Below are 12,366 nucleotides of genomic sequence, written 5' to 3' on the forward strand. Positions count from 1 at the left end.
AGATCACGAGTGTATCCTTAGACAGATTCAGAGTAACCAAAAGTTTTATTTAATCTTTCGTTTTGCTTTGCGCAGGTATTTTTCTACCAATGCAACTTCATCCAGCGAAGGTATCTCTTTTTGGGAAGCTTCCGTAAGCGCTTTTACTGCTTCCCGGTATTTCTTCGTTTCATACAAATAACGCCCCAAGAGATAATGTGCTTTCCAGTACTTTGGATTTAAATGTATTAACGCTGCAACCGTATTGGTTTTGGTGAAAATTTTAGTCTCGATTTCAGTTTCAATTGCAGTTTCGAGCATTCGATACGCCTCATAGTTTTTGTAGGCTTCGGTTTTAAGAAAAGAGGAAGCTGGAATGGTTTTATTTTCTTCTGAAAGTGAAACAAGGGACGGATTATCCGTTCGGTTTTTAAACACTTCATTTAAATCGTAACACACAAAAGCACCCAACTGATACGGACTGGCAGAGATCCATACTTTTAAATCGGTTGGCTGAAATACAATCCCATGATGTGCCAAGAGCTGATTTAACGCCTTTTCATTACCATATCCAATTTCTTTGCCATTTAAGCCCTCTTTATTTCTAAGAATTGCAACCGCTTCGGTGGGATTTACTTTCTCTTCTTGATCCAATAACTGTGTCATTCGGTTAAATCGGTATGCAGTATGGCTTTCTTCTATGGTCTTTAGGTTTCTTCTATCTTTTTGAAATGTATCACTTTGGAAATGATTTGCACAAATTAATTCCGAAGTGTTCTCAACCTCATACACACCAAAATTATTAGGAGAAACTTCAATTAAAACTGCTTTTCCATCTTTGGCGCTTCCTACCATAATGGCCTCAGAAACAAAAACCTCTCGTTTTCTGGCTATGGCAACTGCCTCTTCAATGTTGGATGCATATTGCAAAATTTCCCGGGACACCAGAGAAATAGGTGTTTTTGCCATCAACGGAATTTTAGATTTTCCGGCGTTAATAGTTACCGTTAGTCCTTGATCGTTCATTCCAGAAACCACGCCAATAAATCCGCCCCAGGTTACGCTCATAAATTTGTGCCCATCTTCGGGATTTACAAAGGCGATTATTTTTTCTTCCGCAAATTCATCACCTGCATAAAAATCGAAATTACGCCCCAACAGTAAATTACCATCTTCACTCTTATCGTCCCAGACGGCAAAACTTGTACAACCCACAAGCATTAAATCCTGTAAGGCATGCCCAATATCGTGGGCACCGTGTAAATACAAAGAGCGTAAATACGGGGTTGCCAACTCATTAAATTCTGATGATGCGTAACGCGAAACACCATAGATTTCGGTTTTATATTCTTCGGGAATGTGTTGGTACATTTTTCGGTTGTACCATTTTAAAAACTTGGCGAGGAACTTTTGCTGTCCTTCGCCCGGCACCAAACTATTAACTTTATTAAGAAAAACTTTTTCCTGCTTATAATAGAGCGATTGCGTTAAATTTCCATTTGCCAATCCACGTTCTAGAGGATTTCCTTCCACATACAATTCCCATAATCCGTAGTTGTTTTTGGTCAAGAAATTATTGCCTTGGATAAAGGTGCTATCGTTTACAATTACTTTTTCTGAAACTTCCTGAGTATATTTTGAGATATCCGGACGGTCCTGGAGCGATTTTTTAATGCCGCAGCCCGTGAAAATTCCAAAAAATAAAATTCCAAAAACCAATGATGAAAATCTGTTTATCCCAGCCCTAAAGGGAAGACGCATACTAAATTTAAACAGATTACTTCTCATAACGCTTGTTCACATCTTGTACCACCTTATTCTCTTTATAATCTGTCCATTTCTCTCCTTGTATACGGCGCATGATGTTTTCAAAATTGCGCATAAAGAGCAGGTTGCTAAATAACTTCGCCAACCGTTTTCCATTTCTTGGAAATGCACGTAGGGTGATAGAAAAACCAGCGTCTTCATACGTTATATAGTGCCAATACCCACTAGGCATATACAGCGCATCGCCGTGTTTCATGGTTACAGAAATTCCTTCCACATCACGCAATGCCGGATATTTCTCAAAATCCGGATGGTCCATATCTATGGTTTCCAAATTATGAACTGTGTAAGGCACTTTGTACAGGTTTTTAGACTGTTTGGGATGAAATAGTGTTACCTTTTTGGTTCCGTGAAAGTGAAAGTGCATCAAGTCTGCCAGATCCATATCGTAATGTGCCAGTACTTTTCCGCCTTTACTGCCAAAGAACATTACGGGCAATTTCTTAAAGAACGGCAACCCAATAGCTGGATAGTCAAAATCTTTGGTAAGTTGAGGCATTTTCTGAAGCACATTATAGAAAAACATCCGTAGGTCTGTGGGCCCTTTTTTTAGGATTTCTATATAGTCATAGAGTTTCATTTCGGCAGCAGGCACTACCGATTTCTTATGGCCTTTGGTGGGTACATTATTGTATAAGGGCACCATTTGATCTCCTGCCAGATTTTGAATATAGTCCAGATTCCATTTCTCGTAAGCCGGCCAGTCTTTGGTTAGGTTTTTAATAAGTACGGGGCGTTGTGGTTTATAGTAGTGCGTCACAAAATCTGCTTTGCTAATACGGTCTACAACGGTGATAGGGATGGTTTTTATTTGGTTCATTTGGAATGCTTCTTAGTACCTCTAAAATTAAGCAAATGATATAACAAAGGCTGTACTGTAAACGAAATTACCATAGCCGAAAGTATCCCAATCACAGCTACCACTGCAATAGAGTGTAATGCAGGATGTTTCGCAAAAACAAGCACCCCAACACCCAGTACCGTGGTTATGACCGAAAGTAAAATTGCTGTTTTATGGGTAGCCAAAGCAACTGTTTTCTCTGTTGAATCTTTTAGTAATCCGTTGGTTATAAAAATACTATAATCCACTCCCAATCCAAAAATGAAAGTAGTAATTAGTACGTTAAAGACATTAAACTGTAATCCAAAAAAGCCCATAATTCCTAAGGTGATAAACCAAGTGAGGATGATGGGTACAATAGTTACGAGGGTACACTTTAGACTTCGATAAAACAGCAATAACAAGAGTACTACAATACCAAGACAATAGTAAATAAGCGTATTGAAATCGTTTTTAAGATTTCCAAGCAGGCTTTCGTTCATTGCCAGACGATCAACAAGCAGCACATTTTCAGTAGTTGCAAAAGCTAGTTTTACGGCTTCTGAATTTTCTTCGGAAACTTTCACTAAAGAAGTTACTGTGGTAAATCCATTTTTAGTTGCAATAAAATCGTCTATTCTTATGGTGTTGATAGCTTCAAAACTTGAAAGCGGGACTACCTCAAAATCTTCCTTCAATTTATCATAAAACGGTTGGAATGACGTAAATGTAAATCCATTTGCCGTCCCACTTTGCTGAAGGAGTTGCGCCGTACTATCGGTTCGGGATGTATTCCAGAATTCATTCCATCTATCAATTTTTTCTTGCTGAACTTTTTCTGAAGTAACCAACCCCGCAATAGAAGTATACGTAATAACATCTCCACCATTTTTAAGCTGAACTAATTTAGATAGAGCGACATCATTCGCCTCCAATGCCTCTTGCAGGGTGTTTCCGTAGGCAGCGATATAGAGCGATTTGGACTGTGTATTTAACAAGATATCCAATTCTTTTTCGGCTTGCTGTAATGATTCAGGAATATAATTTAATTGAGAAATATCTTTATTAAAAATTACTTTGTTATAGGTAAAAACACTCAACACCAATGCCGCAAGCACGACACCTAGCAGCACTTTATTTTTATGAAAAGGATATCCTGAAAACCGATCTAATACCGTTGCTTTTTTACGACTTACCAATTCTCCCTTATACACTTGGGGAATAAACATTAAAGAGAAAAATGCCGAGCCTAAAACACTTACGGCAGCAAAAATCCCTAAGTCCTGCAATGCTTGAGAGTCTATAAACAACAGGCATAAAAATGCCAAAGCAGTTGTTAAACTACTCATTACAATGGGTTTTACGACATCTTGAAACACTAGTTCCACACTGTCTCCAGCACGAATATGGGTTAAAATATGTAACGAATAGTCCAGCGTTACTCCCAACAACACCGAGCCAATTCCCAACGAAATGGCCGAAATCTCTCCCCGAAATACCGCCAAAAAAGCAATGGATACCAACGCCCCAAACACCGTTGGCACAAACAATATAATTGGGATTGTAAGTTTTCGGTAAAAGAGAATAAACACCACTAATAAAATGGCAAGTGCTATACTTACGGTAAACTGTATGTCACTTTTAATTTGTTGCGCATTGGCCACAGCAATAAAAGCACCTCCAAAATAGCTAGCTTCTGCTGTCCCTTTGTAGTGTAAGTTTAGATTTTCTTGCAAAGCGTACAAGCTCTCTACAAAGGCTTCGTTTTTATCGGTTTCTGAAGTGGCGAATGTTGGGGTAATAAAGAGTAATAAATGGTCTCTGTCTTTACTCACTAAAAAACCGTTCTCCAATTCGAAATCCTCATTTATACCCAACTGCCTCAGTTGTTGAATACCTAGCAAGGACATCCCCAACGGGTCTCGGGCAATCGTTTTTTTGGCTAGTAATCCTGTTGGGGAAACCAGCGTATTATAATTCTGTTTTGTGATTTCGGAAATGCTATCATTATTTAGCTTTAGAGCAAAATGCTGGTAGTCCTTTTGGGTTAGAAAAAGAGGGATGTTTTCGTATACAAAATCTAAAGCTTCCAGCGCAGTTTCTTCAGCTACTTTGCCTTGTATGTCTTTTATATAGCCTTCAAAATTCAGGGTAAGACTGTCTACTAATTCTGTGGCGTAGTTTGTGAGATCTTCGGTTGTGCCCGCTTCCGTTTTTTGGATATGAACGATTATTTTATCTGAAAAATTTGCTGTTTCCAGTACTTTTTGGAGTGGTTTATTTTCAGCTGAAACAGGAATTAATTTTGAGATGTCTTCTTCAAATTCTATCGTAGAGGCCGCAAAAGCCAAAACTCCAAAAACCACTACCAACCCTAACCAAAACATACGTTTTTGCTGCTGAAATAGACGGTATGTTCTTAGAAAAAAATTACTCACGTAGTAAAACTTTTTTAGGTTGAAATAACTTCAATAACACATACCCCACTATTCCAAACACAACCGCGCAAGAAATTGAAAGGACTATGCTTCCAATAAGATAGCTTTCCAAGTGTTTAATGGCGTCAAAATCTGTTAACTCGCTCATAGAGAAGGAAGAGGTTTCTCCCAGCACAAAATTACCCGTACGTACGCTAGCCCATAAAACAAAAGGAATAAACGGAGGCAAACTCACATTGCTAACAGCAAAGGCGATAACTTTATTCAGTTTAAAGAAAATGGCAAGAAAAATTACAATAACGGTATGGAAACCCCACAAAGGCGACAGCCCTAAAAATACACCCAGGGCAATGGAAAGCGCTTTCTTTTTTGGTGAATCTTTACTGCCTAAAAAATCCTCTGCTAGGAATTTTTTAAATCCTTTTTTTTTTAATTTCCTAAAAGAATCACGTGGTATAATATACAATCCCTTGATCATCAAAAAACCAATAATCAATACCACAATACGGGCAATATCCATAAAGGGTCTGAAGTGAGACACACGATCTTCTGGATAGAGTACATTTATTGGAATGTTCACTACGTTAATTTCCCGCCAATGCGCACGTACAATTACTTCGGTCTCAAACTCAAACTTTTTGGTCCAGCCTAAAAAGTGTATTTTTTGTAATGCTTTTATGGGATACAATCGAAATCCCGATTGGGTATCGGATAACTGCAAACCAGTAAGGCTTCGCACCCAAAATCCCGACATGCGATTGCCTCTGGCGCTGCTTTCTAAAACATCTGCCACGTTCATATTCCGATCGCCAATAAGGAAACTGTTTTTATCATGTAAAGTTTCAATAGCCTCTACAAAATTGGGGAGATCTTCAGGAAAATGCTGGCCGTCTGTATCTAGCGTAATTGCTCTTTCATAGCCCAATGCCAAGGCTTTTTTAAAACCCGTTTTTAAGGCATTTCCCTTCCCTTTATTTTTGGGCAAATGAATTTGAGTAATCTGAGGATACATAACCAAAAGCTCAGGTGTCAAGTCTGACGAGCCGTCGTTTACTAAGATAATTTTCTCTGTAAAAGCTAACACTCCATCCAGGATCCTGGGCAGGGTCATTTCGTTATTGTAGGTAGCCATAACCACGCAACATTTAAGCTGCTGTAGTCGTTGTGCTATAGTTGTAGTTTTCTCCAAAAATAAACTGATATTAGCTGAGCCTCTTATATACAAGTGAACATTGCATCACGGCTGCTCCGTCGACAAAAGTAGTGCTATTTTTAACTTTTAGAGTGCTCTCTTCTTGCTGAAATGTGAGTTGGAACTCCAATAGGTCCTTTTCAAAAGGGTTCACCAAAGCAAGAAACTTTACACGGTTAGCGCTTTGCATCCAAAGTGTAGTGTTGTGATGATCTTGAGTAAGCTCTTTAATTATTTGAAGCATGGCTACCCCTGGTAATACAGGATGCTTAGGAAAATGGCCTTTAAAAATTTCATGAGCCGGGTTTAATTGAAGCGTTACAGAAAGTGTGTTCTCATCACCTAATTTTCGGGCTAAAATGGTATAGAAGTTATGTAAATTCATTTGCAGTTTTCTGTAAATCTATATCTAAAAACTACACCGCAGCGTTGCGCTGAAAAGCACAGAGATTCACGTAAAATCTAATTATTGCGTGAACGTTTCCGAAGGAATTTTACTATTTGTTTTTCGGTTGTTAAACGTAATTAAGGTGTAATCGTTGTTAGGTTCTACTAATTTTATTTTGGTTACTTCACCTGTATTCTGAGTAAATGTAAGTTCAAAGGCTGAAATAAAACGTTTCATTCTTTTATCCTTGGGGAAAAACTTTACGAGATGCCCTTCAGAAATTTTGAAATAGGAAATATCAAACATACTTTCATCAAACATGTCCCCCTTTATACTGTTTACAATTAGCTCGTTAAAGCTTCGGAATACTTTATTGCTACTTAATTTAATTTCATCATTCTTCCCATCGTTATCTACATACAGCATTTCGTCTTTAAAAATTACCTGATACGCTTTAGGAGATGTATACTGCCATAAAATTTTATCGGGCGATTCAAAAACTAATTTTCCTTCCGAAAGTATAGGTTTCGAAAGCATTTCCAAATGTTTGGATTGCTCAAAATCACTCATAATTGAAGTGATTTTATTTGCTGTTTCTTGAACTTTTGTTTTAAAAATTTGCTGTTCTTTTACAGAAAGAACCGTTTGTCCAAAAACTATGTTTAGGAACAAAAATGAAACTAATAAAAAGAAGTAACTGCGATTATTATTCATCCATCAAATTGTTTATGGAAACTGTTTTATATCCATGTTCTTGTAAATATATCAAAGTGTGTTCCAAAACATAAGGAATGCGTTGGTGCGTATCGTGTAATAAAATTACAGAACCCGGCTCTGTATGCATTTTTATATATTTCAACATGGCGTCTTTGTGTCGTATCGGAGAAGTATCGTACGTACGTATGTTCCACCCTACCACAGTATGATTAGTAAACTCAATTGCTTTTGCCAGATGCGGTGTAGTCACTCCATAGGGCGGTCTAAAAAGAGTAGGTTTTTCACCTAGTATTGTTTCTAAGACAGTATCCGTTTTTTTAAGTTCGTTTATCCAACATTTTGTACCATTAAAACCTATGTGAGGTTTATGAGAAAAACTATGGTTGCCAATAAAATGACCGTCAGCAATTATTTGCTGCACTAACGCGGGATATTTTTCTGCATTTTTTCCAATACAAAAAAATGTTGCCGTTGCATTATATTGCTTCAATAACGCTAATACCTGAGGCGTATATAATGGATGAGGACCATCATCAAAAGTTAGGGCTACCGTGTTTCTTGGATTCGATTTTAATTCTGTGAAGGATTTCAGAAAAAAATTGCGGCTCATAGAAAAAGAGCCTACAGTTAGTAGTAGAAAAAATAGAGCAATGAGCACATAAAACACCCAAACTGGGAATTGCACAAGCAAGCTGAAAAGCGACAATGCTACAAACAGTACTATAAATAATATGAGTGTCGTTTTAAAATTCATGTTCTGGACAGCAGTAAAAAGCTATGATTTTGACCCTTTTCCTGGTTGTAAATGAGCACATGTTTTTTTTCGTCTTTTTTATTGTTACCTAATATATCAAACGCCCACCAAAGTGCAAAACCAATACAAGTATAAAAATCTCCTGCAAATTCTTTAAACGGAATTCGCACAATCTCTGCCGAAAATCGATTTGAGATACCATGGTAATATGCGTCATAACAATCTCCCGTATTCCCTAAAAAAAGCACATCAATATCTGAAGCTGACAGTTGATTTTTCACTAAAAACTGAAGCATTTTAGCTACAATACAATCTTCTGAAGTCAAACGATAGGTTTGCATATCTTTAAGAAGTACACCTTTATCTTTTGCCTGGTGAGAAAGAACAAAAAATGCAGCTCCTTCTGCTATAGGCACTTTCTTGGGATGCGCATCCTGCTTTTCTTTTAAATCTACATAGGTTACAAATTCGGTTCCTAATTCATCTATACCCCCCACTAAAACAGTAGTCGCATTCCCTTCCTGCAACATAAGCTGTGCGTCCAGTAAAGCGCTTTCAAAAGAAAGTGAGCCGTGAACATAGGTGTTATTGTAGGAATTACATTGTAAACCAAGGGCAATTTGTCCACCTACTGTGTTGTGGGTAGATTGAATAAATGCTGTAGGTGTAACATATTCTTCATTATTTTCTAACAAGGCATTCAGAAATTTTTCGGTATCCTGCATACAACCCATCCCACTGCCTGTAATGATGGCATCGGGCTGTTGTATCTCTGCTTCCTGTAATGCGTTAGTTGCTGCCGTCACACCCATTTTTACAGCAGGTGCCATTCTTCTAGCTGCTGCTGGCGAAATAAAATCACAATAATTGGGATATTTTGCCGCTATTTTTCCTTCAGAAGCTTTTAACTTAACCATCGCTCCTCCTTCAAAAGAATCTTGAGCAGAGATACAAACGGCGCTATGTATATAAATAGGTTTCACGTTTTACTGAATACTAATGATGAGCAATTCCCTCCAAAACCGAAGGAATTGGAAAGCACATGTTGTAACTCTTTTTTCTGAAGTTTTACAACAGGAGTTAACCTCGTTTCAGGCATCTTATGTTCAAAATTGAGATTGGGAAATATACAATTTTCCTGCAGTGCAAGCACCGAAAATATAGCCTCCACAGCTCCTGCAGCTGCCAGGGTGTGTCCCGTAAAGGCTTTGGTAGAACTGAAATCTGGCATTTCTTCTCCAAAAATTCGTTGCAGCGCGACACTTTCAGACAAATCATTATTAGAAGTGGCTGTTCCGTGAGCATTTACATACTCTATTTCTGAAGGTTCTATTTCGGCCACTCCCAATGCTTTTTTCATCGCTAAAAATGCGCCTTCCCCATTTTCTGAGGAAGCGGTTTGGTGGTGCGCATCGTTCGCATTTCCGTAGCCAGTGAGATAAGCGAGCACCTTCTTCCCTTTTGCTGCATTTTCAGATTCTAAAACCAGATAGGCAGCGGCTTCGCCCAAATTCAATCCATTTCTGTTGGCGTCAAAGGGTTTGCAATCGCTTTCAGATAAAAGCAGTAAAGATTTAAAACCGTTGATCGTAAATTTTGAAAGCGCATCGGTTCCTCCCACTACAACTCTATCCAATTTCCCAGCTTTAATCAATCGTGCTGCGAACATAATTGCATTAGCTGCCGAAGAACAGGCCGTGCTAATGGTAGTTGTAAATTCTGTAATTCCTAGTTGGTCTGCAATTTTTTGTGTGCTGTCTCCCGCATGATGACTGCCGATGTATTTTTGAGTTTCAGGATGCGTGGTAAATTGTTTAAAGTGAACTTCCGTTTTATCCATACCACCTACGGTAGTGGCAGAAATAAAGCCTGTTTTAAATTCTGAGATATCTTTAAGCTCAGCATCATTAAGAGCTTCCAAAGCTGCGAGACTTCCTAGCAAGGCTGTTCTTGTAAAATTATTATCTGAAGGAAGTTTTAGCAGTGCTTCCATTTCAGCATTCGTAAAAGCAACTTCGCCTACTTTTATGGTTGAAGCGTGAATACTCTCTATTTTTTGAAGCGTTCCAATTCCACTTTTAGACTGTAGCAATGCTTCTTTATTCGCCAACACGGTATTCCCCAAGGCGGAGATAATTCCTAATCCGGTGATGGCGATTTTTTGAGGCATACATTAAAAGTTAAGTAAAAATAGATATTTGCAAGAAGCTGTATCTATTTTTTTCTATTGGCTTCAATATACCCTGCAAGCACTTCTACAGATTCAAAAATAGATTTACTTTCTTCTGGATCGGTCAATTTTATACCATAATCTTTATCAAGAAGCACGATTAATTCTAGGGCATCAATGGAATCTAATCCTAAGCCGTCGCCAAAAAGCGCGTCGGTATCATTAATATCTGCTGGGGTAAATTCTTCCAAGTTTAAGACTTCAATTATACTTTCTTTTAATTCTTGCTTTAATGTTTCCATCAACGTTGGGTATATAAATTTTGAATGTTCTGTTTTGTATGTGGCATTTTGCCATTTTGAGATACCAGATAGAAAAAACCGTGCCGTGTCTCTCCATCCACTTCGGTCCAACCACATAATACGTGTTCGCACTTTTTTTCTTGCAGCAAACTTACAGTATATTTTTGAAGAAATTCGGCTTGAAACTGCTCAAATACAAAGAACGCATTTTCGGTTTGTAACTGGTGGCGAATGGCAACTTCCCCCATTCCAATATTGGGTAAGGTGTAGACAAAAACTGCCGGGCTTGGGTAAAATTCAGATTCAGATTGAATTGATTTTTGATGTTTTCTATCGGTTTCCAAACTGCTGCTTTTGTTGGAAAATAGCAAGGCTATGTTTTTTGGTGTTTCTGAAGGGATAGCTTCTTTTTTTAGCAATATTTCAGCTCCTAAAAAGGTGAGTTTGCTCAACGAATCCATTTTGAAAAACTTCGGATAGTTTAACTCCTTTAGCTGATATATATTTTTAAGAAAAGCGTCAAAATCTGTTGTTTTATTTTTCAGAATCACAGTGCCATTTACTGAAACTTCTTCAGTAGTAATATGGCAAAAACCTGAAATGAAATACTCGTTTTTCAAAGCTACTTTACTATTTTTAAATTGTGATTTCGAGTCAGCCCCTCATAAAATTAGGGTAAAATGATTTAAAACCATACGTGCTTTTTTTATTTCTTTTTACAAACCAACATGGTATGGTACTCCCCCAATTTTAGATCTTCTTCAATTTTTAATCCCGCCTTTTCAACAAGTTTTATAAAAACAGAAGCTGGATACATTTTACTAGTACCGTTGGCAAGTGCTGTAAAATAAAGTGATGTAGCCTCTAAAACATATTGCGCATTGTCAAATTTTTGACGATCTGTAAAGGTTTCGGTAATAAGCAATGGCGTGTCTGCATCCATCGCAGCGACACAGGCTTTCAGGATTTTTACGATTTCAGCTTCAGAAAAACAGTCCAAAAACTGACTCATCCAAATTAAATCGGTTCCTTTTTCAAGCTGTGGATTGGGCGCCAACCAATCTATTTCTATTCCATGAATTCGGTCGCCAAATCCCGCATCCCTTACATTTTTTAATGCCTTATTTAGTTGGCCTGGTAAATCGTAAATAGTGATGTCTATTTCTTCAGAATTTGCTAGGCATTGTAGTGCAAACTTGCCTGTATTCCCGCCAATATCGTAAATATGCTTTGGCTTTTTTGAAAAAACTATTTGAAGTGCTTCAGTAAAAATACCGTCGCTGTAATGGTGGTCAAACTCAAACCACGATTGCTGTACCTCTGGCGACAACTGCGAAAGGCCTTCGTAAATAGTATTCCATTTTCCGAATTCCTTTAGCCCTTCTGGTTTTTGATTGGTCACAGCATCTGTTAAGTGAAACAAACCTTTATAACAAACATCGTTTGCAAAATTAAGGTTTACGTTTACCGTTTTGTCATACGTAAGAAAGTAGCCCGTTTTGGTAAGCTCATAATTATTGGCATTATTCTTTTGCACCAACGCAGCACTTTCTGCCATTTCCAGCAATACACCCAAGCCATATTTAGGAATTTCTAAGGCTTCGGAAATTTCCTGAAAAGACACTCCGTCCGCATCCCGATTGTCAAAAATATAACTGAAAACCCCCAATTTACGAAGTGAAACAGCGGTCTGAAACACAAAAGGAGCAAGCGCAATACGCTGTGCTTCTTCTAAGGCATCGATAGCTTTAATGGTTTTTTTGGTCATTTTTGGGAGGT

General features: G+C 38.0%; 12 protein-coding genes. All 12 read right to left on the reverse strand.

The features are described 5' to 3' along the window. Nucleotides 1–45: 45 nt before the first annotated feature. On the reverse strand, nt 46–1,767 hold the full coding sequence (locus ACQ2HF_RS02995; RefSeq protein WP_432412038.1) for a C45 family autoproteolytic acyltransferase/hydolase: 1,722 nt from the start codon (nt 1,765–1,767) through the stop codon (nt 46–48). After that, a complete protein-coding gene (locus ACQ2HF_RS03000) occupies nt 1,757–2,626 on the reverse strand; it encodes a cupin-like domain-containing protein (protein ID WP_432412039.1) in 870 nt (289 codons plus the stop codon). The genes ACQ2HF_RS02995 and ACQ2HF_RS03000 overlap by 11 nt, the downstream gene beginning before the upstream one ends. Further along, nucleotides 2,623–5,064, reverse strand: coding sequence for an MMPL family transporter (locus tag ACQ2HF_RS03005; RefSeq protein WP_432412040.1), 2,442 nt, complete (start codon nt 5,062–5,064; stop codon nt 2,623–2,625). Before ACQ2HF_RS03005 ends, ACQ2HF_RS03000 begins: the two co-directional genes overlap by 4 nt. Continuing rightward, nucleotides 5,057–6,196: a DUF2062 domain-containing protein gene (locus ACQ2HF_RS03010; RefSeq protein WP_432412041.1), complete on the reverse strand. Its 1,140-nt coding sequence runs from the start codon at nt 6,194–6,196 to the stop codon at nt 5,057–5,059. Before ACQ2HF_RS03010 ends, ACQ2HF_RS03005 begins: the two co-directional genes overlap by 8 nt. Before the next feature lie 70 nt (nt 6,197–6,266). Continuing rightward, nucleotides 6,267–6,641, reverse strand: a complete 375-nt coding sequence (locus ACQ2HF_RS03015) for a 3-hydroxyacyl-ACP dehydratase (RefSeq protein WP_432412042.1) — start codon at nt 6,639–6,641, stop codon at nt 6,267–6,269. 81 nt (nt 6,642–6,722) lie between these two features. Beyond that, entirely contained in the window at nt 6,723–7,358 is a 636-nt protein-coding gene (locus ACQ2HF_RS03020) for an outer membrane lipoprotein carrier protein LolA (RefSeq protein ID WP_432412043.1), read from the reverse strand. Next, nucleotides 7,351–8,115 (reverse strand): polysaccharide deacetylase family protein, encoded by a 765-nt coding sequence (locus ACQ2HF_RS03025; RefSeq protein WP_432412044.1) that lies wholly within the window; start codon nt 8,113–8,115, stop codon nt 7,351–7,353. The genes ACQ2HF_RS03020 and ACQ2HF_RS03025 overlap by 8 nt, the downstream gene beginning before the upstream one ends. Beyond that, nucleotides 8,112–9,098, reverse strand: coding sequence for a beta-ketoacyl synthase chain length factor (locus ACQ2HF_RS03030; protein WP_432412045.1), 987 nt, complete (start codon nt 9,096–9,098; stop codon nt 8,112–8,114). The genes ACQ2HF_RS03025 and ACQ2HF_RS03030 overlap by 4 nt, the downstream gene beginning before the upstream one ends. Then, on the reverse strand, nt 9,095–10,285 hold the full coding sequence (locus tag ACQ2HF_RS03035) for a beta-ketoacyl-[acyl-carrier-protein] synthase family protein (RefSeq protein ID WP_432412046.1): 1,191 nt from the start codon (nt 10,283–10,285) through the stop codon (nt 9,095–9,097). The genes ACQ2HF_RS03030 and ACQ2HF_RS03035 overlap by 4 nt, the downstream gene beginning before the upstream one ends. A gap of 44 nt (nt 10,286–10,329) precedes the next feature. Beyond that, entirely contained in the window at nt 10,330–10,587 is a 258-nt protein-coding gene (locus ACQ2HF_RS03040) for a phosphopantetheine-binding protein (protein ID WP_432412047.1), read from the reverse strand. After that, a complete protein-coding gene (locus ACQ2HF_RS03045; protein ID WP_432412048.1) occupies nt 10,587–11,207 on the reverse strand; it encodes a 3-oxoacyl-ACP synthase in 621 nt (206 codons plus the stop codon). The genes ACQ2HF_RS03040 and ACQ2HF_RS03045 overlap by 1 nt, the downstream gene beginning before the upstream one ends. A gap of 86 nt (nt 11,208–11,293) precedes the next feature. After that, entirely contained in the window at nt 11,294–12,355 is a 1,062-nt protein-coding gene (locus tag ACQ2HF_RS03050; RefSeq protein ID WP_432412049.1) for a methyltransferase, read from the reverse strand. Nucleotides 12,356–12,366: the final 11 nt, after the last annotated feature.

Source organism: Rasiella sp. SM2506 (assembly GCF_050859505.1).
GTDB lineage: Bacteria > Bacteroidota > Bacteroidia > Flavobacteriales > Flavobacteriaceae > Marinirhabdus.